We start from the raw sequence: 24,857 nt of genomic DNA, 5'->3' as shown, positions 1-24,857 counted from the left end.
CCATCATGACGACGTCATTCTCAAACACCGTGGTGGGCCTTGTCGCCCTGCTGCTGATCCTTGGCAATCAAGTCAAAGCCGACGGCATGGTCCCGGACACCTCCGTGGTGATCGTGCATGAAGCCGAAGGCGAAGCGGCGGTGTCGGTGACCAATACCGACAGCCAGCTCGCGCTGCTGCATGTGACCTTGCAGGACATTCCTGAAGACACCGAGCCGCTGTTGGTGGTGACACCGCCGCTGTCACGGGTAGAAGCGTCCAAAACCCAGCTGGTGCGCTTCATTCTGCAAAACCAGAAGCCGTTGCTGACCCAGCGGCTTAAACGGGCAGTGTTCGAAGGTATGCCCCAAGGTCGCGCCGCCACCGCCGCCGGTCACGCCCGTGTGGGCGTGACCGTGCGCCAGAACCTGCCCGTGATCGTGCACCCCAAGGGCCTTGCGCCGAACCGCACCCCTTGGACCGACCTGACCTGGACGCTGCGCGACGGCCAATTACAGGTGCGCAACGACACGCCTTATGTGGTGCGCCTTGCACAGGAGCTGTTGCTGTTGCCCGGTGACGGCAGGGCAATGCTGCCGCGTACCTATGTGCTGCCGGGCGAAGCTTTGAGCGTACCGGCCAGCGGTGGCCAGGCCAGAACGGTGCGTCTGCAGCCGGCCACGGTGTATGGGTTTGCGGTCAAGGCCTACGACGCCCCTATCACCCTCTGACTGACAACCACAGGTGTCGTGACAGACCGGCACCTGGATAACGAAGTGACGGCTTATTGACCGTCACCAGAGCGCCTGGAATCCCCGACACAACGGGGGCCAGTGCACTCACTACTCGAGTACCTTGCGTGAAAACAGTATTGAGTTACCGTGACGGCGAAGCCGTGTCCGATACCCCCGTCTGCCAGACCTTGCCGCTGGTGTTGTTACTGTGTGCCCTCGTGCCCGACAAGGCTTGGGCCGACGATTCCAGCCCGGTTGGCTTCGACGCCCAGACCTTGCATCAGCGTGGCATTGACCCACAGCTGGCCAGCCTGTTGCTGGCAGCACCGCGCTTCGCTGCCGGGCGGCACACCGTTAACCTGCGGGTCAACGGCCAACGCCGTGGCCGACAGGATCTGACCTTCGATCAACAGGGCAACCTGTGCCTGGACCGCGCCTTGCTGGACGCCGCTGACCTGGTGACGCCCAGCGAGACGCCAGGCTGCCGGGATTTTCTCGCGCAGTATCCACAAACCCTGGTGGAGCCGGACCCGGCGACACTGACGGTGTCACTGGTGGTGCCCACCGAAGCCCTGCGCCCTGTGCAGCAGGATATCTCGGGGTACGAAACCGGCGGTTTTGCCGGGCTGCTCAACTATGACCTCAGCGGTTTTTACAACCGCTTCGGCGATGACGCCAGCCGCTTTGGCTCGGCCAATACCGAAGTCGGGTTCAACGCCGGCGACTGGATCGTGCGCAGCCGCCAGGTGCAGACCTGGCAGGATGGCCTGTCGCGCAGTACGCATCTGGAGGCCTACGCGCAACGCACCTTCGCCAGCCACCAGGCGGTGCTGCAGGCCGGGCAGATCAACCTCTACAACCCGGTGCTCTCCGGTGCGCAGATCAGCGGCGTGCAGGTGCTGACCGAACATGCACTTCAAGAACAGGGTCAGGGCGCGCAGATCCAAGGTATCGCCAACAGCCCGGCGCAAGTGGAAGTACGTCAGAACGGAGCACTGATTCACTCCACCGTGGTGCCTGCCGGGCCTTTCACCTTGAACGATGTACGTCGGTTGAACACGCGCTCGGATGTCGAAGTCACGGTCAAGGAAAGTGTTGGCGGTGAGCGACGTTTCACCGTGCCCGCCGCCATGCTTGGCCTCGGGTTGCCGGCACCGGGCTACTCCGTGGCCGCAGGCCGAGTGCGCAATGTGGGTGACGCCAGGGGTGATGATCCTTGGGTGGTGAGTGCCGGCTGGACCGGCGCCTTGCACCCGCAACTGACACTGGGGAGTGGCGTGCTGGCCGCCAGCGAATACCGTTCGGTAGGCGCCAGCCTGGGCTGGTTGCCGTGGCTTGATAGCCAGATCCAGCTGTCAACCCAACTGTCCAACACCCAGGGCTGGGAAAAAGTCTCGGGTGTACAGACCGACCTGTCATGGTCCCAGCGCTTGAGCGAACAGTGGTCGGTCAGCGCCGCCAACTCCTGGCGCAGCATCGGCTACCGCGAACTCGAAGAAAGCACCTATGAGCGCGACCACAGCCATGAGAGTAATGACAGCCGTCGCAACTCCCGCTATCGCGACCAGCAAAGCCTCAACCTGGGTTGGTCGCATCCGCTGCTGGGCGCCTTCAGTGCCGGGGTTTCGCGCTCATCCAACTTTGCCGGTGACAGCAGCAGCCGCGCGCTGGCGTCCTGGGGTACCAGTATCGGCGCCGTGTCGTTGTCGGCCAGTGCCGAGTGGCAAATGGGCGGCCGCGAGCAGCGAGACAACGCCGTCTATCTCAACATCAGCGTACCGCTGGGCGAGAGCCGCAGGCTACGCAGCTGGGTGCGCAATTCCGGCGGTGAAAACCGTACCGGCCTGGGCCTGACCGAACAGATCGACGACCAACTCAGCTACCGCGTCAGCGCCGAACACGACAGCAGTGACCATCAGGTGGAAACCTCCGTAGGCGTCTCGGCACTGCCGCGCTACAGCCAGCTCGATTTCAGCTACAGCCGCTCCGACGCCGAGCGTTCGAGCTACCAGGGCGGCGCTCGTGGCGGTGTGGTGCTGCACGGCGACGGCGTGACCTTTTCGCCCTACCCGGTGCGCGACACCTTTGCCGTGGTGTCGGTCGGCGACATGAGCGGCATTAAGCTCAGCACCCCCAGCGGCCCGGTGTGGACCGACTGGCAGGGCCAGGCCGTAGTGCCGCAAGTGGCCGCATACGGGCGCAGCCCGGTTGAAGTGCAGACACGCTCACTGCCGCGCAATGCCGATATCAATAACGGCCTGGCGATGATCTCGGCCGGGCGTGGCGCGGTGGACCGCGTCGAATTTGGCGTCGGCCTGACCCGTCGCGTGCTGCTTACCGTCAGCAACGACCAGGGCGCGCCGCTGCCTGCGGGCGCCTCCGTCAGCACTGCCAGTGGCGAATTCGTCACCTTGGTGCAGGACGGCAGCCAGGTGTTTCTGCCCAATGTGCTGGAACAGCCGACGTTGTGGATCACCACGCCGCAAAGCGGGCGTTGCGAGTTGCGCTACGAACTGCCGGAAAAAGCCGACCCGGCGGTGTACTTCGAAACCGCTCCCGCACGTTGCAACCTGCCTTGAGGATGACCGCCATGCCCATCACACCTTATATGCGTCAACTGTGCCTGTGGCTGCTGGTCGGCGTAGCCGGCACTGCCCAGGCCTTGGAAGAATGCCAACTCAATGTGAGCGAACCGCTGGTGGATTTCGGCCTGATGAGTCGCCTGGCGCAAGCCGACAGCGCGGCGCAACGCCTGCTCGGCGAACGGCGCCTGAGCGTGACAGTCAATTGCCCGCAGGCTGAAGACCTCAGCCTGTTCTACCGCGCCCTGGCCGCCAACCCGCAACGCCTGCAATTTACCGAGCACGGCAGCTATGCCATCGAAGTCGGCAACGCCGTGCTCGACGGCCGCAGCGTAGAACTGGGTTTGCTGCCCGCCGCCGGCCTGGCGCCCGTTACCAATGGCAACGTGCTGGAGTGGCGCCCCGGCCACGGCATAGCACCGGTCGAACAGGGTGCAGTGCTCACGGGTAAAACCCTGTCGCTGCAACTGACCCTGCGCGCCTGGGCCGACCTCGCCGCCACGCAGGTGCGCGATGCCACCACCTGGGAAACCACCGGGACGTTGTACGGCGCAAAGCACGGGCGTTACCGGGAACTGACACTGCGCGCGCACTTTGCGCCCATCGCCTGCCTGCCGACGCTGTCCGACCACGGCGTGGTGGACTACGGCACCTTGTACGCCAAGGACTTGAGCGCCACCAACGAGACACCGTTGCCGACCCGCTCCCTGCGCCTGAGCGTGACCTGCGACGCGCCGGCACGCTTTGCCCTGCGCATGTTTGATAACCGCGACGGGTCGGCCACCGGTGGCACCGATGAAACCGCCTATGGCCTGGACCTGGATGCCAGCCGCAACAAAATCGGGCGTTTTTACCTGACTGTCGACCCGGCGGAATTCAGCGCCGATACCTGGCCCACGTTGTACCGCACCGACTCCACCAGCAACGGCGTGGCGTGGAGCAGTTCCACAGCCCGGCAAATCCCCATGGCCGCCAACAGCCTGCTGGGCTTTACCGACAAAACCGGCGTCACCACAGGCCCTGTCGCCATCCAGGCCCTGACCGGCACGGTACGTATAAAGACTTACCTGGCACCCATGCAAAGCCTGGACCTGCGTGAGGTGGTGCTGATCAATGGTTCCGGCACCCTCGAGATCGTGTACCCGTAACCGTCACTGCAAGGAGTCCGTCCCATGAAACGCCCTATGAAAACCCGCATTTTTTCCAGCCTGCTGTTACTGGCCTGCGCGCCCTCGGTGCTGGCCGCATCGGCGGTGGACCTGACCGTCAAAGGCCTGATCGTTCCCGCCGCTTGCTTGCCGCAGTTCCCCGGCGGGGCACTGATCGACTACGGCAAAATCGCCCAACAGGACTTGAACCTGGGCACTGCGACACGCCTGCCGGCCAAGCCCCTGCTTTTCGCCATCGCCTGCAGCGGTCCCACCCGCTATGCCCTGCGCATGCGCGATAACCGCGAGGGCTCGGCCATGGTCAACAGCGAGATTTACTATGGGTTGGGGTTCGATATCAGCGGTAATCGCCTGGGGGTTTACTCCATGACCTTCGACCCGCGCCAGACCCAGGCCAACACCACCGCGCAGATCTACGGCACCGAGTCCACCACCGGCGGCGTGGCGTGGCGCACGTCCAACCTCAACCCCATCGACATCGGCTCCAGGAGCTACCTGGGTTTTACCGAGGTGGAGGGCAGCGTCAGCGGGCCTACGGCCATCGGCACGCTGACGGGTACAGTCACAGTGCAGACCGTGATCAATGCCCGGCAGAACCTGGACTTGAGCGTGGAAACTCCACTGGATGGCTGGGCAACGCTTGAGGTGGTGTATCTCTAGAGTTTCTCGCTGGTCACTTGTACATAACGCGCCCGCCCGGCGCCGAGACCCGCGACAATCGCACCGAGGCCGATCACGGCGAAGATCCAGCCGATGGCCGTCCAGCCGCCGGTCCAGTCATGCACCAGGCCGACCGCAAACGGCCCCATCGACGCCAGGGTGTAGCCAATACCCTGGGCCATGCTCGACAGGTTGGCGGCGACATGGGAATCACGCGAGCGCAGCACGATCAGGGTCAGCGCCAGGCTGAAGGTGCCGCCCTGCCCCAGGCCGAGCAGAATCGCCCAACCCCACAAGCCGTCCAGCGGCGCATACAGGCAACCGAACAGGCCGCCAAGGGTCAGCAGCATCACCACCACAATCGCCAGGCGCTGGTCCTTGCCGCGGGTGGCCAGCCACGGTGCGGCCAGGGAACTGAGCAGTTGCACGATGATGGAACCGGACAACGCCAACCCTGCCTCGGTGGCGCTGAGCCCCCGGCCAATGAGGATTGACGGCAACCAGCCAAACACAATGTAAGCCAGGGACGATTGCAGGCCCATGTACAAAGTCACCTGCCAAGCCAGTGGGTCACGCAGCAAGCCCTTGACCCGGTAAGCCACCTGATGGGCGCCGTGCTTTGGTCCGACTTGCGGCAACCAGAACAACGCCGCCAGCAACGCCGGGATAACCCAGAACCCCAGTCCGACGGCCCAGCTGTCTGCGAAGTACTGACTCAGGGGCACCGTGGCCCCGGCTGCCAACGCGGCGCCCAGACACAATGCCATGGTGTAGACGCCAGTCATGGCGCCCGCCTGCCTGGCAAAATCACGCTTGACGATACCCGGTAGCAATACACCGATGATGCCGATGCTCGCGCCAGCGATCAGGCTGCCCGCGAACAACCCCACTTCACCGAACGAACTGCGCAGGATGATGCCGCCAGCCAGGGTGAGCAGAATCCCCAGCACCACGCGCTCAGCGCCAAAACGCCTGGCCAGGATCGGCGCAGTGGGCGCGAACAGGCCCAGGCACAACACCGGCAAGGTAGTCAGCAAGCCCGCCTTGGCAGCGGACAACCCCAGGCTGCTGGACACTTCTGCCAGCAATGGCGCCATGCTCGACAGCGCCGGGCGCAGGTTCAATGCCACCAGCACCAGGCCCAGCAGCAAGAGCCACGGGCGAGCCACCAACGGAGGGGCCTGCTGGACGGCTTCGTCATCGGCTTCGGCGTCAATCAACAGTTCTTCGAGTTCAGTCGTACGTTTGGCTTCAAGGTTCATTGATCAACTGCCGGCAGAGGGATTTGGCACGTTCGGGGTCTTGGTTTTCCACCGCGTCGAGCAAGGCGATATGCAGGTCGAATACCGCCTGGCGACGTGGTGAGATGTTCAGGGTCTGACGCAACTGGGCGCCGACGATGCTGGAGAAATACTGGTACAGCTCGCTCAGCGCCGGGTTGTGCGCTGCATCCACCAGGCGCTTGTGGAACACCAGGTCGGCGCTGATATAGGCCTCCAGGTCACCGTGGTACAACTCGCCGCTGCGCTCAAGGGCTTCACGCAACCCTTCGAGATCGTCCTCGGTACGACGCAACGCCGCCAGGCCGATAGCCTCCACTTCGAGAATCTGCCGCGTCTCCTGCGCCTGCGCCAACGTGCAGTGGGACAGTGCGCGCATCGTCCCCAACGGGTCGGTCATCGAGCGCAAGTAACTGCCGTCGCCCTGGCGGATTTCGATCAGACCCGAGAACGCCAACACACGCATGGCCTCACGCACGGTATTGCGGCTGATGCCCAGCTCGGCGGACAACTCCGGCTCGGTGGGCAGGCGCTCACCGATGGCCCATTTGCCTTCGGTTATACGCCAGCGCAGTTGCTCCAACGCTTGATCGACCAGGGAGCGTTTGATCAGGGGGGCGATGTCTGTCATGAGTTTTGCACTTTCGTCCAATCATAGGATGAATTTTCCTACAGCCTATTCAGACTTGCCCACAAAGGCAACGCACTAGGGTTCATAGGCAGCAAAAGGAGCAGTATTTTCGATTGGTAAAATTACCCTTTAAGGGTAATTATTGGACTCAGGTGTCTTATGGAAAAGTACACACCTCACTACGATCTGGCGGTGATCAAGGCGGATGTCAGGCGACTGGGTGCCAGGGCATTCACCCGTGCAGCCAAGGAGGCGGGAAAGCAACTCGACCTCGACATCAGCGAGATGCAGGCAGTCGTTTTCAAACTACAGAACAGGATGCTGTACAAGTCGATGACCACCTATGCCGATCACCGCGTCTGGCAGGACGTCTACCACATCCATTCACACGGTCTGGAGATTTACATCAAGGTCACTTACTGCTCCGGCGGTAACCCACCGGTGATCTCCTTCAAAGGGATGAACCTATGAACACCCAACATTGCTTCATATGCGGCGCCCCCGACGCCATGGTGCGTTTTGAGGGCCGCAGTGAAACCCTGCGCATCAAAGGCATGGAACAGCACATTGAGGATCTGTCCGGCTGGGAGTGCCAACTGTGCGAGGACGGCATGTATGACCCCGACAGCAGCGAACGCCATGCCAAGGCAAGTGATGACCTGCTGCACGCCGCGCGACGGATGATGGGCGCCGAACTCAAGCGTATCCGCCGCAAGCTGCACCTCACGCAAAAAGAAACCGTGCAGTTGTTGTCCGGTGGCGGGCACAACGCATTCTCACGTTACGAACGCGGAGAAATAACGCCGCCCAAACCGTTGATGGTGTTGATGCGCCTGCTGGACCGTTACCCGCATTTGCTCGCCGACGCCAAAGAGCTGGCCGAAGGCGCAGACCTGCGCAACGCCTTTACTTGCACGACCCATAACCAAACACAAGAAGCCCTCAAAGCGTCTTGAACAGGCAAAAATAAACCCGGCACCAGCAGGCTTTTTATGGGTGTTCTGCAGAGCAATGGCGATCAAATGTGGGAGCCGGGCTTGCCCGCGATGGCGGTGGGTCAGCAGCAGATGTACGCACTGCTGTACCGCTGTCGCAGGCAAGCCAGCTCCCACATTGGTTTGTGTTCGCCAAAGGTTATGCAGCCTGCAGGCTGGGTTTATGGGTTCAAGCTTCGATCAATGCAGAATCTGGCTCAAGAACAACTTGGTCCGGTCATTCTGCGGGTTGTCGAAGAAGTCATTGGGCGCCGCCTGTTCCACGATCTCGCCCTTGTCCATGAAGATCACGCGGTTGGCCACGGTGCGCGCAAAGCCCATTTCGTGGGTGACGCATAACATGGTCATGCCGTCTTCGGCCAGGCCGATCATGGTGTCGAGCACCTCCTTGACCATTTCCGGGTCGAGTGCCGAAGTCGGCTCGTCGAACAGCATGATTTTCGGTTTCATGCACAGGGCACGGGCGATGGCCACACGCTGTTGCTGGCCGCCGGACAGTTGCCCCGGAAACTTGTGCGCCTGCTCCGGAATGCGCACGCGCTCAAGGTAATGCATGGCAATTTCTTCGGCCTTGCGCTTGGGCATCTTGCGCACCCACATCGGCGCCAGCGTGCAGTTCTGCAAGATGGTCAGGTGTGGGAACAGGTTGAAGTGCTGGAACACCATGCCGACTTCACGGCGGATCGCTTCGATCTGCTTGAGGTCGTTGGTCAGTTCCACACCATCGACCACGATGCGGCCCTGCTGGTGCTCTTCCAGGCGGTTGAGGCAGCGGATGGTGGTGGACTTGCCCGAACCCGACGGGCCGCACAGCACGATACGCTCGCCCTGCTTGACGTTGAGGTTGATGTCTTTCAACACGTGGAACTGGCCGTACCACTTGTTGACGCCCTGCATCTGGATAATGCCTTCAGGGCTCACAGGCTGTTTGATCGCTTCGCTCATAACAACAACTCCTAACGCTTGTGGCCAGTGTCGAGCTTGTGTTCCAAATGAATGGAATAGCGCGACATACCAAAACAGAAAATCCAGAACACCAGGGCGGCGAACACGTAGCCTTCAGTTGCCATGCCCAACCATTTAGGGTCGGCAGCGGCTTGCTTGACGCTGTTGAGCAGGTCGAACAGGCCGATGATGATCACAAGGCTGGTGTCCTTGAACAGCGCGATAAACGTGTTGACGATGCCAGGGATCACCAGCTTCAGGGCTTGCGGCAGAATCACCAGGCCCATGCTGCGCCAGTAACCCAGGCCCATCGCCGCAGCCGCTTCGTACTGACCCTTGGGAATCGCCTGCAAGCCACCGCGCACTACTTCAGCCACGTAGGCCGACTGGAACAGGATCACGCCGATCAATGCGCGCAACAGCTTGTCGATGCCCATGCCTTCAGGCAGGAACAGCGGCAGCATCACCGAGGACATGAACAGCACGGTGATCAACGGCACGCCGCGCCAGAACTCGATGAAGGTCACGCAGACCACCCGAATCGCCGGCATGTTCGAGCGTCGCCCCAGCGCCAGCACAATGCCCAACGGCAAGGCGCCAGCGATACCGACAGTGGCAATCACCAGGGTCAGCATCAAGCCGCCCCATTGGCTGGTGGCCACGTTGGTCAGGCCCAGAACCCCACCGTGCAGCAGGCAGTAGGCGATGATCGGGTACAGCACCAGGAAACCCAGGCCATACACAGCCTTGCGTTGAAACCGCGAGATGAACAACGGCGCCACGCCCACGATAGCCAGCCACACGGTCAGGTCCACGCGCCAGCGCAGGTCGCCGGGGTAGTAGCCATACATGAACTGCCCGAAGCGCTGTTGGATAAACACCCAGCAGGCGCCCTCTTTGGTGCAATCGGCGCGCGTGGTCCCGACCCAGTTGGCATCCAGGATGGCCCAGTGCAGGATGGGCGGCACGATCAGGTAAATCAGGTAGAACGCCAACAGCGTCAGCAAGGTGTTGAGCCAGCTGGAAAACAGGTTGGCGCGCATCCAGGCCATCGGTCCGAAGACTTTGTTCGGCGGCGGCATATCGGGTTTGAAAGTATGCGAACTCATGTGCGTTTCCTCACCGCTCGATCAGCGCAATGCGCTTGTTGTACCAGTTCATCAGCAGGGAAATGCTGATGCTGATCGCCAGGTACACGCTCATGGTGATGGCAATGACTTCGATGGCCTGGCCGGTCTGGTTGAGCACCGTGCCGGCAAACAGCGAAACCATTTCCGGGTAACCGATACCGGCGGCCAGCGAGGAGTTTTTCGCCAGGTTCAGGTATTGGCTGGTCAGCGGCGGAATGATCACCCGCAAGGCTTGCGGGATGATGACCTTGCGCAACGTCGGCCCAGGGCGCAGGCCCAGGGAGCGCGCGGCTTCGGTCTGGCCGTGGCTGACGGACTTGATGCCCGAACGCACGATCTCGGCAATAAACGCCGCCGTGTACACGGTCAGCGCCAGGGTCAACGCCAGCAGTTCAGGGATCAATACCCAGCCGCCGACGAAGTTGAAACCTGAAAGCTTGGGCATTTCCCAGTGCAGCGGCGCGCCGAAGACCAAGGCACACAATGTCGGGATCACAATAAACAACGCCAGGCCCGCCCAGAACTTATGGAACGGTACGCCGGTGGCCTCAAAGCGTTTGTTGGCCCAGCGCGCCATCAGCACGATTGCCACAATGGCAACCACCACACTGGCCACAAACGGCCAGAACCCATCGGCAGCAATCGCCGCCGGCATGTTCAAGCCACGGCTGCTGACGAAGAAAGTGTCACCGAAATTATGGCTGTTGCGCGGCCCCGGCATGGTCAGGAATACCGCGAAGTACCAGAACAGGATTTGCAGCAGCGGCGGAATGTTGCGGAACACTTCCACATACACCGTCGCCAGCTTGTTGATCATCCAGTTGGGCGACAAGCGCGCCACGCCAATGATGAAGCCAAGGATAGTCGCCAGGACCACACCGATCACAGTCACCAGCAAGGTATTAAGCAGCCCGATCACGAAGACGCGGGCATAGCTGTCCGATTCGGTGTAGTCGATCAGATGCTGAGCGATGCCGAAGCCGGCACTGCGCTCAAGAAAGTCGAAACCCGAGGTGATACCCCGGTGTTGAAGGTTGGTCTGCGTATTGTTGAAGAGGTACCAGCCCAGCGCGACCACCGCCACAATCGTGATGATCTGGAAGAGCCACGCACGCACTTTAGGGTCGCTGAAGCTGAGCTTCTGCTTGGGTGCGCCGATTTGATTTTGCATGAAGTGCCCCGCAAAGAATGGAACAGAACATCACCCGGTGGTTGGCCCACCGGGTGATAGAACCATCAGCGATCAGCGCACAGGGGGTGCGTATTGAATGCCACCGTTGGTCCACAGTGCGTTCAGGCCACGGTCGATTTCCAGTGGGGTGCTCTTGCCCAGGTTGCGCTCGAACACTTCACCGTAGTTACCGACTTGCTTGACGATCTGTACAACCCAATCTTTTTTCACTTTCAGGTCTTTGCCGTATTCGCCATCAGCACCGAGCAGACGCGCAACGTCCGGGTTCTTGGTGGACTTGGCTTCAGCTTCAACGTTTTTCGAAGTGATGCCAGCTTCTTCAGCGTTGAGCATGGCGTAGCCAACCCAGCGCACAATGGCCAGCCACTCGTCGTCGCCGTTACGCACGACCGGGCCCAGTGGTTCTTTGGAGATGGTTTCCGGCAGAACCACGTAGTCCTTCGGCGAAGCCAGCTTGCTGCGCTGTGCGTAGAGCTGGGATTTGTCCGAGGTCAGCACGTCGCAACGACCGGATTCCAGCGACTTGGCGCTTTCATCGGAGGTGTCGAAGGTGATCGGCGTGTATTTGAGGTTGTTGGCGCGGAAGTAGTCGGAAACGTTCAGCTCAGTGGTGGTACCGGCCTGGATGCAGATGGTTGCACCGTCCAGTTCCTTGGCGCTTTTAACACCCAGCTTGTTGTTCACCAGGAAGCCAACACCGTCGTAGTAGGTGATGAAGCCTGGGAATTTCAGGCCCATACCCGCATCGCGCGAACTGGTCATGGTGGTGTTGCGCGACAGTACGTCGACTTCGCCGGACTGCAGCGCGGTGAAACGCTCCTTGGCGTTCAACTGGCTGAATTTGACCTTGGTTGCGTCACCGAACACGGCAGCGGCCACAGCGCGGCAAACGTCAGCGTCGATCCCGAGGATCTTGCCGCTGGCATCCGGCACCGAGAAACCCGGCAAGCCATCACTCACGCCACATTGCACAAAGCCTTTCTTCTGCACGGCGTCCAGGGTGGCGCCAGCTTGGGCAAAACCACTGACACCCAGTACAGCAGCCGCGGAAACGATGGCCAGGGTGGATTTCAATACCTTCATTCAAACCTCCAGTTGCTCTTGTTGTGTCGGAGCTAAAACCCCAGCGCACCCTTATGAGGCGATATCGACCCGTGTTGGCTTTTTTTGGGGTCAAGCGGCATGAGGTTTTCGCGGTAATTCCAGTTGCTATCCCACAAGCGGCAGTCACTGATAGTGTTACCGTCCCAAGATAGTTCTGACATCGACCTACACATAGCAAGGCGCGTACCAGAGTGGTGGCTGAGTCGTTTCAGCCCTTGGTCAATAGAAAAACATTCAACGTTGCGACATTCTCTTAACAGATCAACCCGTCGCGCACCGTTCCGACGCACCCAATCGGAGCGCACGCACATATATGGAGCAGATATGACCGAACCCTTGATTCTTCAGCCCGCCAAGCCCGCAGACGCCTGCGTTATCTGGTTGCATGGCCTGGGTGCCGATCGCTACGATTTTTTGCCGGTGGCCGAAGCGTTGCAGGAAAGCCTGTTGAGCACCCGCTTCGTTTTGCCCCAGGCACCGACACGTCCGGTAACCATAAATGGCGGTTACGAGATGCCGAGTTGGTACGACATCAAGGCCATGAGCCCGGCTCGCTCGATCAGCCTGGAAGAGCTGGAAGCCTCGGCCAAAATGGTCACGGATTTGATCGAAGAACAGAAGAGAACCGGAATAGACGCTTCGCGAATTTTCCTCGCCGGTTTTTCCCAGGGCGGCGCCGTGGTTTTCCACACCGCCTTCCTTAAATGGCAGGGACCGTTGGGTGGCGTAATCGCCCTCTCGACTTATGCACCGACCTTCGGGGATGAGCTGGAGTTGTCCGCCAGCCAGCAGCGCATTCCAACGCTGTGCCTGCACGGCCAATACGACGACGTGGTGCAGAACGCCATGGGCCGCAGCGCCTACGAGCATTTAAACAGCCGTGGTGTCACCGTGACATGGCAGGAATACCCAATGGGTCACGAAGTGTTACCTCAAGAGATCGCCGATATCGGTGCCTGGTTGACCGCCCGGCTGGGCTGAAAACCACAGTTTATGTAGCCGTATGACAGACGCACTACGCCGCGCCCGTTTCTTGCATTACACTGGCCGGCGTACATTCCTTAACCAATTAATGAGATCACCGTGCTCAAAGCACTTAAGAAGATGTTCGGCAAAAGCGAGGCTGAGCCGCTCGCGCCAGTTCCCAGTGCTCCTGTGCCCTCCTCCGGCAGCCGCAATGACGGCCAACAGCCCGGCCGGACCGCACCTGCCGCACAGCCGCAGAAGCCAAAGGTGACCGCGCCCGAACAGGCCCAACCTGTCGAGGCAGCCCCCGCGCCGGCGCCGAAAGCGCCCCGTCGTGAACGTGCACCGAAGCCGCCCGTGACCCCGTGGAAACTCGAAGACTTCGTGGTTGAACCCCAGGAAGGCAAGACCCGCTTCCATGACTTCAAACTGGCCCCGGAACTGATGCATGCCATCCAGGACCTGGGCTTCCCGTACTGCACGCCGATCCAGGCGCAGGTGTTGGGCTTCACCCTCGCCGGCAAAGACGCCATCGGCCGCGCGCAGACCGGCACCGGCAAGACCGCCGCGTTCCTGATCTCGATCATCACCCAGCTGCTGCAAACGCCACCGCCCAAAGAACGCTACATGGGTGAGCCGCGTGCACTGATCATCGCCCCGACCCGCGAGCTGGTGGTACAGATCGCCAAGGACGCCGCCGACCTGACCAAGTACACCGGCCTCAACGTCATGACGTTCGTGGGCGGCATGGACTTCGACAAGCAGCTCAAGCACCTCGAGGCCCGTCACTGCGACATCCTGGTGGCCACGCCAGGCCGCCTGCTCGACTTCAACCAGCGCGGCGACGTGCATTTGGACATGGTTGAAGTGATGGTGCTGGACGAAGCCGACCGCATGCTCGACATGGGCTTTATCCCGCAAGTGCGCCAGATCATTCGCCAGACTCCGCCGAAAAACGAGCGCCAGACCCTGCTGTTCTCTGCGACCTTCACCGAAGACGTGATGAACCTCGCCAAGCAGTGGACCACCGACCCGTCCATCGTCGAGATCGAAGCGCTGAACGTTGCCAGCGAAAACGTTGAGCAACACATCTATGCCGTGGCCGGGGCCGACAAGTACAAGCTGCTCTACAACCTGGTCAACGACAACGGTTGGGAGCGCGTGATGGTGTTCGCCAACCGCAAGGACGAAGTACGCCGCATCGAAGAACGCCTGGTGCGTGATGGCGTCAATGCCGCGCAACTGTCCGGCGATGTGCCGCAGCACAAGCGTATCAAGACCCTGGAAGGTTTCCGCGAAGGCAAGATCCGCGTGCTGGTGGCTACCGACGTGGCCGGGCGCGGTATTCACATCGACGGCATCAGCCACGTGATCAACTTCACCCTGCCGGAAGTGCCGGACGACTACGTGCACCGCATTGGCCGTACTGGCCGTGCCGGGGCGGCGGGTGTTTCGATCAGCTTTGCAGGGGAAGATGACTCGTACCAGCTGCCGTCGATTGAGACGCTGCTGGGTCGCAAGATCAGCTGCGAAACGCCGCCGACGCACCTGTTGCGGGCTGTAGAGCGCAAACGCCCTTAATAGCTGAAATGCAGTAGGAGATGTGGGGGCTGGCTTGTGTGGGAGCCAGCTCCCACACAAGCCCTGCTCCCACATTTGGATCTCCATCGATCTTCAGCAGATGCTCACTTCCAACGCTCCGCCGCCGCGTGATCACTGCCCCGCCCTTCCACCCAGCGCGGGCCTTCAGGCGTGTTTTCCTTCTTCCAGAACGGCGCCCGCGTCTTCAAGTAATCCATCACAAACGCACAGGCATCAAACGCCGCCTGGCGATGCGCGCTGGCTGCCGCAACAAACACAATCGGCTCGCCCGGCTCCAACGCGCCGATCCGGTGCAGCACTTCCAACTTGAGCAACGGCCAGCGCTGCCCGGCTTCCACGGTGATCTTGGCCAGGGCTTTTTCGGTCATGCCGGGGTAATGTTCAAGGAACATCCCCGACACGTCGCGCCCCTCATTAAAGTCGCGCACATAGCCGACAAAACTCACCACCGCGCCCACGCCAACATTGGCGGCGTGCATGGCGTTGACCTCTGCGCCGGGGTCAAATGCCTCGGCCTGTACGCGAATAGCCATGCTCAGCCTCCAGTTACGGGCGGGAAAAACGCCACTTCATCACCGGCCTGCACCGGTTCGTCGAGGCTGCACAGCTCCTCGTTGCGCGCACACATCAGGCTGCTCTCGTTGAGCACCGCAAACTCAGGGTCTGCCGCCAACGCCAGTCGCACCGCATCGACGGTAGCGAACTCGCCTTCCATCTCCAGCGAATCGAAGCCTGTCGCTTCGGCGTAACGCGCAAAAAACAATACGTTGATGCTCATGCCTGGTCCGCCTTGAAATGCCCGCTTTTGCCGCCAAGCTTTTCCAGCAGGCGAATACTTTCGATGGTCATGCCACGGTCCACGGCCTTGCACATGTCGTAGATCGTCAGCGCGGCGACACTGGCGGCGGTGAGCGCTTCCATCTCCACGCCAGTCTGGCCGCTGAGTTTGCAGCGCGCGAGGATATGCACGGCGTCCACACCGTCGGCGCGCAGTTCGACCTTGACGCCGGTCAGCATCAGCGGATGGCACAACGGGATCAGGTCGCTGGTTTTTTTCGCCGCCTGGATCCCAGCGATGCGGGCTACGGCAAACACGTCGCCCTTGGGGTGGGCGCCGTCGACAATCATTTTCAGGGTTTCGGGCAGCATGCGCACCCGCGCTTCGGCCACGGCTTCACGGAACGTCACGGCTTTGTCAGTGACGTCGACCATGTGGGCGCGACCTTGGGAATCGAGATGAGTCAGCACAGGGATACTCCTGATCAGGAGCGGCAATTGTAAACCTGTGAGTCAATTTTGCGCAGGGCTGTTTATCCCATGAAAAAAGGGGCGCAAAGCGCCCCTTCAAATACCAACACTTGCGTTAGAACCGGAAAGTAAACCCGGCATTGATTCCGTTGTTGTTACCCCGATTGGACAGCAAACCGCTGTAGTTCAACGACACCAGCGTGTCCTTGGTCAGGGCCATTTCCGCACTGGCCTTGATCACCGCGCCATCGCGGGCCACCGGCACACTATTGACCGCAAAGGCGTTGTCGCTGCCGGCAAACTTCAGCGAGGCGTCGCGATCGGTATCGCCAAACTGATGCTCCCAGCCCAACTCACCGCGCAACGTCACCGCCGAAGTCGAGCTGACTGGCAGTTGGGTATGCGCGCGCAGGCCCAAGGTGGAAAGCGTGGCGTCCTGGCTTTGCTTGCTGGCATGCAAGGCTGCGGCGCCGCCTTTTTCCTTGAACGAATCGCTCTGGTAGTTCAGGTAGGTCAGGTTGGCGAAGGGTTCGAACTGGTTCCATTGGGTGTAACCGATCTCGGCAAACACTTGGTCGGTGCGCGCGTTGTAGTCAGCTTTGTCGTAGTCCGACTGGTTGGCGTACGCCACACGGCGCGAGCTGTCGATACGGTGCCAAGTGGTGGCACCGCCCATGCGCAGGGCAATGGCGTCGAAGCGTTTACCGCCGTAGACCGACAGGTGATAGTTGTCACTGTCCGCCGATGCCGACTCGCCATTGAGATGGCTTTGGGTGTAGCCGGTGGCGGCGCCCACACGCCAGCCGTCGCCGACCTCGGTGTCGAGGCCCAGCAGCACGCCACTGGTAGACGAGGAGTAACCGCTGGCGTTGTTGTCACCGCTGACGTTATTGCGCCCGCCCAGCAGCTGAACCCAGCCGCCGTTGTCGTGAGTGTCGATCTGCGCGCTGGAGTCCAGCGCCTGAGCCTGTTGCAGACGGCCGTTGACCGCTTCACGAATGTAACGGCTGTCCGCCATTTGCGCTGCGGCCACGTCCGAGTGCAGTTGCCCCGAGAGTTGCTTGAATGCAGCCTGCGCCTGCGCCGCCGAGTCTGAGGCCAGCAGGCTTTCATACACCGGGCTGCCCGCGCCCAAGGCTTCGGCCGCCGTCGCCACGGCGCGTTCATTGCGGGTTTGCGCGATGCTGGCAAACGTCGTCTGGTTACGCGCCACCGCCAGGCTCAGTTGGTTCGGCTGATAGCTCAACTGAGTGCCGATAAACAGGTAGTTGGGCGTGATCGCTGCAAACTGGCCGTTGATGCCCTGGCTGGCCGTCAGGATGTTGAACTGCTGGCCCACCAGGCTACGGGCCTCAGTGGCAGACAGCAGGTTCGGGCTGTTTTCCAGGGATACGGTCACCACACCACCGTTAAGGGTGGCGACGCCGCTGCTTTGGATTTGATCACTTTGCCCGTTCTGGCCGACCTCCACGGCATATACCGAACCAGGGTTGAAGGTCACGTCGCCGGTGTGCAGCGTGCCGATCGAATGGCCCGGCGCCACGCGCCCGCCTGTGTTCACGGTCAAGGCACCCACCGTGCCGTTACCGGCCAGTGTGCCGCCCAACGTGGTCATCACGCCGTTATCCGCATTGCGGGTGCCTACCGCGCTGCCATCCACGGTCACCGCGGAGGTCAACGAGCCGTCTACCGACAGCTTGCCGCCGCGTACCCAGGTGCTGCCCGAATAGGTGTTCTGGCCCTCGAGCACCAGTTCGCCGTCGCCGGACTTGGCCAGGCTGCCGACGTAGGTCGTGCCGGTGAGCAAATCCTTGCCGCGTGCCAGCGTCGCCTGTTCCCTGGCGTGGCCGATTTCATATTCAAACTGGTCATCGTCAGAGGCATTGGCGGGCAAGCCGTTGACCCAGCCCTTCTGTTGCTTGGTGGCGGCCCAGGTGGCTTGTTCGGCGGTGTCTTCTACACGGCGGGCGCGGATGGCCTCATCGGAAATCGGGTTGGCCCATATATCGCGCGTACCACCCGGCAAGGCCACCGCCACCGAGCCGAGGAACTGCCCCGGCCCTTGCATGGCTTTTTGCAGGTTGGGCAAGCCCCAACCGCTGACCACGCCCGGCACTTGCGGCGTGCCTGGCGCGGCGTCGTGTACCGGTTGCAGGTTGTCGTAGGTGCGGCCACCGGTCAGGTCGCCCACCGGCGTATCGGGACCGTCCGGCGCTTGCAGGCTGGAGGTGGTCAGCAACACATCCCGCGCCTGGCTGGCGGTCATGTAAGGGAAGCGTTGAATCACCAGCGCAAGCGCCCCGGAGACGCTCGGCGCAGCCGCAGAGGTGCCGTTGGCGTTGGGGATAATTTCCCCTTCGGGTCCGGTGGACGGGATGCCTGAAACGCCCATCACGCACCACCACTTCGACGTGCCACAGCGGTTGTAGACCTGGGCGCTGGTCTCGTCGTAGCCGGTGATCGAGAGGAATTTGCTCTCGATATCGGGCTTGAAAAACGGCAGGTTGGCGTTGGTGTCCGGGTTGGCACCGTGGCTGTCGTTGCCCGCCGAGATAATCTGGATGAAGGTGTTTTGCCGCGCGGCGTCGGCCATCGCGTCCATCCAGGTTTTTTGCCCGGCATGGGCCTTGTCCCAGAACGGGCGATAGGCAGCGGTCATGTCGCGCAAATTATCGGCCGCGCTGTCGCCTACGTTGCCGAAGTGGTTTTCCACATCATTGCGCGAATTCTGACCCCAGCTCTGGTTGACGATCGAGACGTTCTTCGCCGCCAGCGCGTTGTAGCTGGCCATGAACGCGTTGTAGTCCAGGTCATTGGAGCCCTGGAAACGGTTGTCATCGGTGCCGCCGGTATTGGCGACAAAAATATTCGCATCAAACGCAATGCCATGCATGCCGGTGCCGTTGCGGCTGGCGCCCAGTACGCCGGACATCTCCGTGCCGTGACCGTCATTGATCTTCGGGTCGTACTCGCCGGAAATACTGAAGTGCTCGCCTTTTTGGAACTGGCCGTCCGGCGTGTCATGAATGTAACGCGGGTGGGTGGCGTAGTACTCGCCGGTGGAGGTTACGGCCTGCACACGGTCCTGGCCCTGGGCATTCTTGCCCTGGAACTCGAAGTGTTCAGTGAGGATGCCCGAGTCGAGCACACCGACGTTCACACCCTTGCCGGTCATGCCCAAAGCATAGGCGTAATACGCGTTGGTGCGGTCCAGGCCGGAGTTGACCTGGGCTTCGGGGGTTTTCCAGGTTTGCGCGTTGGCGCTCCAGTCACGGGTGGCGCCCGCCCAGGATTGGCCGGCATTCAGTTGCGCGTTGAGGTTGCTGCTCACGCCAGGCTCTACGTAGGTGTAGGGCTTGGCCGCCGGCAGGTTGGCGATAATGGCCTTGGAGAAGTCGAGAATATTGGTGGTATAGCGCCCGCTGTTGCTGAACAGCCGGCTGCGGTAGTAATCCAGGCGCGAGGCGTAGTCCAGCGGCCGCTTGGTATCGCCGAGCATGGCGCCGATGGTGAGGTTTTCCGGTTGCAGTTCGTAGTTTTGCTTGAGGGCCGAATCGAACTTGCCGGACTGTGCGGCAAAGTCCTTGGCGGCCAGGTCGACGATATCGGCGTAGGCGAACCGCAGGTTTTTATACACGTCGGTGTTAGGCCCAAATGAAGCAACGGCTTTCCTGAAGGCCGACTCCAGCACTGGCGACGTGTAGGGGTTGGCGTCATCGGCCCAGGCTATAGAGCCTTGTCCCAGCCATAAGGCCAAGCCGAGTGCGATGGGTGTAAGGGGTATCGATTTGGAGCCTGTAGCGCGCTTGCGTTTTTGCGACAAAGTGAAGCCATTACCTGCTGCGTCCATTTTCCTTTCCCTTTGGATATGTGCTTCGTCAATGAGCGATGTATCGGGCTTTTTGTAATAGGCAGGATCACGCGCAAGACCAACGCCGGGTCTTGAATAAATCGTCGAATCAAAGCGATCGCGTTTCGACGGGGTTACGCTGTTTTCTTATAGTTTTCGGCGATAAAAAATGTAACAAAATAATTACAAAGCCTACAAGCACCCAGGACGCATTAACGAAGACAAATGTCGCCCATAACAAAAACCCCGAACTTCGCGAGAAATTCGGGGTGTTTTGTGGCATTTAGCCACTAACTACAGCATGGGCGATTACAGATGGGATTCGGCGTACTCGGCCAGGATCGAACGAGGTACCCCTTGCAGCGCGATATGCACGCCGTTCGGGAAGTCTTTAAAGCGTTCCGTCAGGTAGGTCAGCCCGGAGCTGGTCGCGGACAGGTAAGGGGTGTCGATCTGTGCCAGGTTGCCCAGGCACACCACTTTGGAACCGGCGCCGGCACGGGTGATGATGGTTTTCATCTGGTGCGGCGTGAGGTTCTGGCATTCATCGATCAAAATCAGGCTCTGCTGGAAGCTGCGACCTCGGATGTAATTGAGGGATTTGAACTGCAACGGCACTTTGCTGAGGATGTAGTCGACGCTGCCATGGGTGTTTTCGTCATCCATGTGCAAGGCTTCGAGGTTGTCGGTGATCGCCCCCAGCCACGGCTCCATTTTTTCCGCTTCGGTGCCGGGCAGAAAGCCGATCTCCTGGTCCAGGCCCTGCACGCTGCGGGTGGCGATGATGCGGCGATAACGCTTTGTCACCATGGTTTGCTCAATGGCGGCCGCCAGGGCGAGGATGGTTTTCCCCGAGCCTGCAGCGCCGGTCAGGTTGACCAGGTGAATGTCCGGGTCGAGCAGCGCATAGAGCGCCAGGCTCTGGTAGATGTCACGCGGTTTCAGGCCCCAGGCTTCCTGATGCAACAGGGGTTCCTGATGCAGGTCGAGGATCAGCAGTTTGTCGACCTGGATCTCTTTGATCCAGCCCACAAAACCCTGTTCGTCGATGATGAATTCATTGATGTGCACGGCCGGCAGGTTGTCGATCAACTGCACCTGGTGCCAGGTACGGCCATGGTCCTGACGGGTTTCGACCTTGCTGACAAGATCCCAGAAAGAGCCGGTCACGGTGTGATAACCCCGCGACAGCATCGACACGTCGTCGACGAGTTGGTCGGTACTGTAGTCCTCGGCAGCGATCCCACACGCTCGTGCCTTGAGGCGCATATTGATGTCTTTGGTCACCAGCACCAGGCGCAGGTCCTTGTCGCGCGCGTGCAGGTCGATCAATTGGTTGATGATTTTGTTGTCGTTGAGGTTTTCCGGCAGCAGGCTGTTGGGCTCGCTGCGCTTGCTCATCAGAATCGACAGCAAGCCCTTAGGCCCGCTTTTGCCGCGCTGGATCGGCACGCCGACTTCAACGTCCTCGGGTGAGGCTTCGCCCAAGGTCTTGTCGATCAGGCGGATCGCCTGGCGGCATTCGGCAGCCACGCTGTGGTGCCCGCTTTTGAGTTTGTCGAGCTCCTCAAGCACGATCATCGGGATGGCGACGTGGTGTTCTTCGAAGTTAAGCAGTGCGTTTGGATCGTGGATCAATACGTTGGTATCAAGCACATAAAGGATTGGCTGGTCGGAAGAAGGGTTACGTCCATGATCATCCATACTCGGTCACCTTTGTGGGAGCCATTCGACGCAATACCTGGGCGGTGCTGCGCCTCGATTCGACCACCGACTGCACCTGAGTGACGTCAAGTGCAGTGCCCACATGAGGAGTCTTGGAAGACGCCACCTGTGTTGCAGGGTTCGGCGATCTGACTTCGTAATACCGCAAAACCCATGACAGGAAAAAGCACTTTGACGCTTTTTTGAAGTTTATTTTTCAGGATGACGAATAGCACTAGCCGAGTGCCAGTGACCCCGTTAAAGTCGGAAGTCCGCCTGCATCGAAATGTCGCACAAAATCACCCCTGAATTCCCCCATCCCTAACAGAGCCGGGCACTTCAGCGAAATGCCTCCCGGCAGTCCTGCCAACCCAAGCCACTTTGCGCCGTTGCCTGCAATAACATCGGCAAAGCCACCCGCGCCTTGTCCTGGGTGTCGTGAAACACAATCACGCCTTTGCGCCACAGCAACATCAACGTCAGCACCCGTTGCGCCGACTCATCAGCCTTGAGCTTGCCCGGCTCGTCCTGGGAATCGATGTCCCACAACGCCACCTGCAAACCCTGGGATTGGAAGAAACCCTGGCTGTCGGCACGGCGCTGGCCATAGGGCGGGCGAAACAGCGGCACGTAGTTTTCCGGCATCAGGTTCTGCACCAGCGCAGCGCTGCGCGTAATCGAGCTTTGCCACTCGACCCAATGGCTGTGGGAGCGGTATTGCCAACCCTGGGTGCCTACGCACTGGCCCTGGTACAACGCCTGCACGTCACTGGCGGAACTGCGCTCCACACGGGTTTGCAAACTGCTGCCAAGGGCAAAGAACATGGCGTTCATCTTCTGCTTGCGCAGGTAGTCGGTGAGCCAGTCGGTATTGCCGCTGACCGGCGCCGGGCCGCCATCGAAGGTCAGCAGGAACAGACGGTCGTTGAACTCGTCGCCATTGCGTTCGTGGTCACCAAAACGCAGCACTTCGCTGCTGATCTGCGGGAACAGCGCGGCTTTGCGCAACAGCTCCTCCAGGTAGCGTTCATGGAAGTTATGGCTAGGCCCGGCCCAGCCTATATAGAAGGAGTTATCGCTGACCTGGAACTTGCCCGCCTGCTCGCGCAGATCGTCCATGTTTTCCACCAGGTAGCAGAACGAGGCATCCTCTTCGCAGCTCTGCTGGGCCGCCGTGTAGTTTTCCAGCAGGCGCTGCCAGAGCTGGCGACGCAGGTCGTCGATGGCGGCGAGGTTGATATTTTTCAGACCAAGACGCTGCTTGAGGGCGGCCTCATCCTGGTTTTCGCTGGCCAGCAGGCTATGGGCGAACATCAGGATTTCAGCGCGCGAAGCGACATCGAACAGCGCCGGGCTGCTGAGCTTTTCGGGCCAGATGCCACGGTCCAGGCTGGCGACATCCACAGGCGCGGCGCTGGCGTTCAGGCACAGTAAGCAGGCTGACAATAATAGTGCTAGGCGCACGCAGGGTCTCCCTCTCCAGAGTTACCGCCCATCATAGCGGATCGTGCCTATCGCCATCATAGGTGGAGTCAAACCACTCAACCCCCTAGAATCCCTGCCACGATTACAGGAGCCAACTTCATGCTGATGGTGATTTCCCCCGCCAAAACCCTCGACTTCGAGTCAAAGCCGGCAACCCCACGCTTCACTCAACCGCAATACCTCGACCACTCTCAGGAGCTGATCGAACAATTGCGCGAACTGAGCCCGGCGCAAATCAGCGAGTTGATGCACGTCTCCGACAAAATCGGCGGCCTCAATGCCGCGCGTTTCGGCAGTTGGACCCCGGCCTTCACACCGGCCAATGCCAAGCAGGCGCTGCTGGCGTTCAAGGGCGACGTCTACACCGGCCTGAATGCCGAAACCTTCAGCGATGCCGACTTCAGCTACGCCCAGGACCACCTGCGCATGCTCTCGGGCCTCTACGGCCTGCTGCGCCCGCTGGACCTGATGATGCCGTACCGCCTGGAGATGGGCACCAAACTGCCCAACGCCCGCGGCAAAGACCTCTACGCATTCTGGGGCACGCGCATCAGCGAATGGCTCAATGAAGCGCTGGCCGATCAAGGCGACGACGTGCTGCTCAACCTGGCCTCCAACGAGTACTTCTCGGCGGTCAAGCGCACGGCTCTGAACGCACGGATCATCAACACCGAGTTCAAGGACCTGAAGAACGGCCAGTACAAGATCATCAGCTTCTACGCCAAAAAGGCGCGGGGCATGATGAGCCGTTTTGTGATTGAAGAACGCATCAATGATCCTGCCAAACTGAAGCAGTTTGATGTGCAGGGTTATCGCTTCAATGCGGAGCAGTCCAAGCCGGATAATTTGGTGTTCCTGCGCGATCACGCACCGGAATAGCGCCCGCTCTCACCCCGCACTCGAACTGTGGGAGCTGGCTCGCCTGCGATGGCGGAGTGTCAGGTAAAGAAATACTGACTGATCCACCGCTATCGCAGCGATGCGGCGACCCGACAAGCCAGCTCCCACAGTCTGCATTCCACGCCGGAAAAGTCATTTATTTGACGTCAAAAAATCCGCAGACAGATTCCTAACGAATCTTTCACTCGACATTCGTCATTTTTTTTCGTAGTGGCACCACTTTTTTCAAACACTAGTGGCACAAAACTATCCCCTCTCTTCAACTCCCCATATCCACTCGCCCAAATAGCAAGTGCTATCAATATAGTACCAGTGCCATCTTTTCTAATATTTCAAGAAATTTCCGGAAACAGGATGAGCGGCCAGGAACTTCACCCTAAAGCACCGCTCATACCACCGGTAACGAAATTCTCTGTTGCTGTAAGAGATGACTTACATGACCAACCCACGGAAGTAGCAAAGTTGTCATATTTCAACTTTGACTCAGGAGTCATATTGCCAATTGATTAGTTGATAGCGGCGACAAGGATGAATTGCCACGCACTATAAGACCAAGGCCAAGCTTCCCCTAATGGGTCAGTGATACAACCCAAGGCATTGATATTTAAAGGCTATCAGCCTCTATCAAGGCTCTGCGGCACTGACGCCACGCCCTTCTCCCAGGAAGGCCGGCTGCATTTCAGGGCAAGCTCCAATAACAA

At 60.3% G+C, this 24,857-nt stretch carries 21 protein-coding genes; 9 read left to right on the top strand and 12 right to left on the bottom strand.

What is annotated here, in order from left to right:
• Positions 1-5 precede the first annotated feature (5 nt).
• The 4 genes from GIW48_RS01730 (at position 6) to GIW48_RS01715 (ending at position 5,124) form a co-directional block, all read left to right on the top strand.
• Positions 6-710, top strand: a complete 705-nt coding sequence (locus GIW48_RS01730) for a fimbria/pilus chaperone family protein (protein WP_099548442.1) — start codon at positions 6-8, stop codon at positions 708-710.
• A gap of 128 nt (positions 711-838) precedes the next feature.
• Positions 839-3,292: a fimbria/pilus outer membrane usher protein gene (locus tag GIW48_RS01725; RefSeq protein ID WP_225933032.1), complete on the top strand. Its 2,454-nt coding sequence runs from the start codon at positions 839-841 to the stop codon at positions 3,290-3,292.
• Between the two features lie 11 nt (positions 3,293-3,303).
• Complete coding sequence (locus GIW48_RS01720; protein ID WP_225933031.1) at positions 3,304-4,443, top strand: DUF1120 domain-containing protein; 1,140 nt, start codon at positions 3,304-3,306, stop codon at positions 4,441-4,443.
• A 36-nt stretch (positions 4,444-4,479) separates the two neighbouring features.
• Positions 4,480-5,124: a DUF1120 domain-containing protein gene (locus tag GIW48_RS01715; protein ID WP_186616824.1), complete on the top strand. Its 645-nt coding sequence runs from the start codon at positions 4,480-4,482 to the stop codon at positions 5,122-5,124.
• On the opposite strand, the gene GIW48_RS01710 is transcribed toward GIW48_RS01715, so the two are convergent.
• Together GIW48_RS01710 and GIW48_RS01705 are read right to left on the bottom strand one after the other, a co-directional pair.
• Positions 5,121-6,386: a CynX/NimT family MFS transporter gene (locus GIW48_RS01710; protein WP_017135196.1), complete on the bottom strand. Its 1,266-nt coding sequence runs from the start codon at positions 6,384-6,386 to the stop codon at positions 5,121-5,123. The two genes, GIW48_RS01715 and GIW48_RS01710, sit on opposite strands and share 4 nt — an antisense overlap.
• Positions 6,376-7,035 carry a FadR/GntR family transcriptional regulator gene (locus GIW48_RS01705; protein WP_017135197.1) on the bottom strand — a complete coding sequence of 220 codons (660 nt, stop codon included), beginning with the start codon at positions 7,033-7,035 and terminating at the stop codon, positions 6,376-6,378. Before GIW48_RS01705 ends, GIW48_RS01710 begins: the two co-directional genes overlap by 11 nt.
• A 159-nt stretch (positions 7,036-7,194) precedes the next feature.
• Here GIW48_RS01705 and GIW48_RS01700 point away from each other — a divergent pair, with 159 nt between their 5' ends.
• Together GIW48_RS01700 and GIW48_RS01695 are read left to right on the top strand one after the other, a co-directional pair.
• Complete coding sequence (locus GIW48_RS01700) at positions 7,195-7,506, top strand: type II toxin-antitoxin system MqsR family toxin (RefSeq protein ID WP_138449597.1); 312 nt, start codon at positions 7,195-7,197, stop codon at positions 7,504-7,506.
• Positions 7,503-7,991, top strand: a complete 489-nt coding sequence (locus tag GIW48_RS01695) for a type II toxin-antitoxin system MqsA family antitoxin (protein ID WP_138449595.1) — start codon at positions 7,503-7,505, stop codon at positions 7,989-7,991. The genes GIW48_RS01700 and GIW48_RS01695 overlap by 4 nt, the downstream gene beginning before the upstream one ends.
• Positions 7,992-8,210: 219 nt before the next feature.
• On the opposite strand, the gene GIW48_RS01690 is transcribed toward GIW48_RS01695, so the two are convergent.
• From GIW48_RS01690 to GIW48_RS01675, 4 genes are all read right to left on the bottom strand, one after another.
• On the bottom strand, positions 8,211-8,975 hold the full coding sequence (locus GIW48_RS01690) for an amino acid ABC transporter ATP-binding protein (protein ID WP_003171943.1): 765 nt from the start codon (positions 8,973-8,975) through the stop codon (positions 8,211-8,213).
• An 11-nt stretch (positions 8,976-8,986) separates the two neighbouring features.
• Complete coding sequence (locus GIW48_RS01685) at positions 8,987-10,084, bottom strand: amino acid ABC transporter permease (protein ID WP_017135200.1); 1,098 nt, start codon at positions 10,082-10,084, stop codon at positions 8,987-8,989.
• 10 nt (positions 10,085-10,094) lie between these two features.
• On the bottom strand, positions 10,095-11,276 hold the full coding sequence (locus GIW48_RS01680; protein ID WP_017135201.1) for an amino acid ABC transporter permease: 1,182 nt from the start codon (positions 11,274-11,276) through the stop codon (positions 10,095-10,097).
• Between the two features lie 72 nt (positions 11,277-11,348).
• Positions 11,349-12,380 carry an amino acid ABC transporter substrate-binding protein gene (locus tag GIW48_RS01675; RefSeq protein WP_056858938.1) on the bottom strand — a complete coding sequence of 344 codons (1,032 nt, stop codon included), beginning with the start codon at positions 12,378-12,380 and terminating at the stop codon, positions 11,349-11,351.
• Between the two features lie 345 nt (positions 12,381-12,725).
• Here GIW48_RS01675 and GIW48_RS01670 point away from each other — a divergent pair, with 345 nt between their 5' ends.
• Together GIW48_RS01670 and rhlB are read left to right on the top strand one after the other, a co-directional pair.
• Positions 12,726-13,382 (top strand): alpha/beta hydrolase, encoded by a 657-nt coding sequence (locus GIW48_RS01670; RefSeq protein WP_017135203.1) that lies wholly within the window; start codon positions 12,726-12,728, stop codon positions 13,380-13,382.
• Between the two features lie 96 nt (positions 13,383-13,478).
• Positions 13,479-14,948 (top strand): ATP-dependent RNA helicase RhlB, encoded by a 1,470-nt coding sequence (rhlB, locus tag GIW48_RS01665; RefSeq protein ID WP_026013543.1) that lies wholly within the window; start codon positions 13,479-13,481, stop codon positions 14,946-14,948.
• Between the two features lie 104 nt (positions 14,949-15,052).
• Here the strand turns inward: rhlB and moaE are convergent, their stop codons facing one another.
• The 6 genes from moaE to GIW48_RS01635 form a co-directional block, all read right to left on the bottom strand.
• On the bottom strand, positions 15,053-15,502 hold the full coding sequence (moaE, locus tag GIW48_RS01660; protein ID WP_236460840.1) for a molybdopterin synthase catalytic subunit MoaE: 450 nt from the start codon (positions 15,500-15,502) through the stop codon (positions 15,053-15,055).
• Between the two features lie 2 nt (positions 15,503-15,504).
• Positions 15,505-15,747: a molybdopterin converting factor subunit 1 gene (moaD, locus tag GIW48_RS01655; protein WP_017135206.1), complete on the bottom strand. Its 243-nt coding sequence runs from the start codon at positions 15,745-15,747 to the stop codon at positions 15,505-15,507.
• Positions 15,744-16,217, bottom strand: a complete 474-nt coding sequence (moaC, locus tag GIW48_RS01650) for a cyclic pyranopterin monophosphate synthase MoaC (protein ID WP_017135207.1) — start codon at positions 16,215-16,217, stop codon at positions 15,744-15,746. The genes moaD and moaC overlap by 4 nt, the downstream gene beginning before the upstream one ends.
• A 115-nt stretch (positions 16,218-16,332) precedes the next feature.
• Positions 16,333-20,067, bottom strand: coding sequence for an autotransporter domain-containing protein (locus tag GIW48_RS01645; RefSeq protein ID WP_236460838.1), 3,735 nt, complete (start codon positions 20,065-20,067; stop codon positions 16,333-16,335).
• A 309-nt stretch (positions 20,068-20,376) separates the two neighbouring features.
• Positions 20,377-21,771, bottom strand: coding sequence for a PhoH family protein (locus tag GIW48_RS01640; RefSeq protein ID WP_012722339.1), 1,395 nt, complete (start codon positions 21,769-21,771; stop codon positions 20,377-20,379).
• Positions 21,772-22,110: 339 nt separating this feature from the next.
• Complete coding sequence (locus GIW48_RS01635; protein ID WP_017135210.1) at positions 22,111-23,235, bottom strand: polysaccharide deacetylase family protein; 1,125 nt, start codon at positions 23,233-23,235, stop codon at positions 22,111-22,113.
• 120 nt (positions 23,236-23,355) lie between these two features.
• Here GIW48_RS01635 and yaaA point away from each other — a divergent pair, with 120 nt between their 5' ends.
• Positions 23,356-24,135 carry a peroxide stress protein YaaA gene (gene yaaA / locus GIW48_RS01630; protein WP_017135211.1) on the top strand — a complete coding sequence of 260 codons (780 nt, stop codon included), beginning with the start codon at positions 23,356-23,358 and terminating at the stop codon, positions 24,133-24,135.
• Positions 24,136-24,857 lie beyond the last annotated feature (722 nt).

The sequence above is a fragment of the Pseudomonas sp. PA-6-3C genome, from assembly GCF_021605825.1.
Lineage (GTDB): Bacteria > Pseudomonadota > Gammaproteobacteria > Pseudomonadales > Pseudomonadaceae > Aquipseudomonas > Aquipseudomonas edaphica.
The sequence above is the reverse complement of the archived record's forward strand: the minus strand, read 5'-3'. Positions and strand labels throughout refer to the sequence as shown.

What these genes read in the sequence shown, in the direction of transcription:
- moaE (WP_236460840.1), bottom strand. Translation starts at nt 15,502, where the DNA reads ATGGCTATTCGCGTACAGGCCGAGGCATTTGACCCCGGCGCAGAGGTC.
- yaaA (WP_017135211.1), top strand. Translation starts at nt 23,356, where the DNA reads ATGCTGATGGTGATTTCCCCCGCCAAAACCCTCGACTTCGAGTCAAAG.
- GIW48_RS01695 (WP_138449595.1), top strand. Translation starts at nt 7,503, where the DNA reads ATGAACACCCAACATTGCTTCATATGCGGCGCCCCCGACGCCATGGTG.
- GIW48_RS01720 (WP_225933031.1), top strand. Translation starts at nt 3,304, where the DNA reads ATGCCCATCACACCTTATATGCGTCAACTGTGCCTGTGGCTGCTGGTC.
- GIW48_RS01690 (WP_003171943.1), bottom strand. Translation starts at nt 8,975, where the DNA reads ATGAGCGAAGCGATCAAACAGCCTGTGAGCCCTGAAGGCATTATCCAG.
- GIW48_RS01680 (WP_017135201.1), bottom strand. Translation starts at nt 11,276, where the DNA reads ATGCAAAATCAAATCGGCGCACCCAAGCAGAAGCTCAGCTTCAGCGAC.
- moaD (WP_017135206.1), bottom strand. Translation starts at nt 15,747, where the DNA reads ATGAGCATCAACGTATTGTTTTTTGCGCGTTACGCCGAAGCGACAGGC.
- GIW48_RS01675 (WP_056858938.1), bottom strand. Translation starts at nt 12,380, where the DNA reads ATGAAGGTATTGAAATCCACCCTGGCCATCGTTTCCGCGGCTGCTGTA.
- GIW48_RS01700 (WP_138449597.1), top strand. Translation starts at nt 7,195, where the DNA reads ATGGAAAAGTACACACCTCACTACGATCTGGCGGTGATCAAGGCGGAT.
- GIW48_RS01645 (WP_236460838.1), bottom strand. Translation starts at nt 20,067, where the DNA reads ATGGACGCAGCAGGTAATGGCTTCACTTTGTCGCAAAAACGCAAGCGC.
- GIW48_RS01670 (WP_017135203.1), top strand. Translation starts at nt 12,726, where the DNA reads ATGACCGAACCCTTGATTCTTCAGCCCGCCAAGCCCGCAGACGCCTGC.
- GIW48_RS01685 (WP_017135200.1), bottom strand. Translation starts at nt 10,084, where the DNA reads ATGAGTTCGCATACTTTCAAACCCGATATGCCGCCGCCGAACAAAGTC.
- GIW48_RS01705 (WP_017135197.1), bottom strand. Translation starts at nt 7,035, where the DNA reads ATGACAGACATCGCCCCCCTGATCAAACGCTCCCTGGTCGATCAAGCG.
- GIW48_RS01710 (WP_017135196.1), bottom strand. Translation starts at nt 6,386, where the DNA reads ATGAACCTTGAAGCCAAACGTACGACTGAACTCGAAGAACTGTTGATT.
- GIW48_RS01715 (WP_186616824.1), top strand. Translation starts at nt 4,480, where the DNA reads ATGAAAACCCGCATTTTTTCCAGCCTGCTGTTACTGGCCTGCGCGCCC.
- GIW48_RS01730 (WP_099548442.1), top strand. Translation starts at nt 6, where the DNA reads ATGACGACGTCATTCTCAAACACCGTGGTGGGCCTTGTCGCCCTGCTG.
- GIW48_RS01640 (WP_012722339.1), bottom strand. Translation starts at nt 21,771, where the DNA reads ATGGATGATCATGGACGTAACCCTTCTTCCGACCAGCCAATCCTTTAT.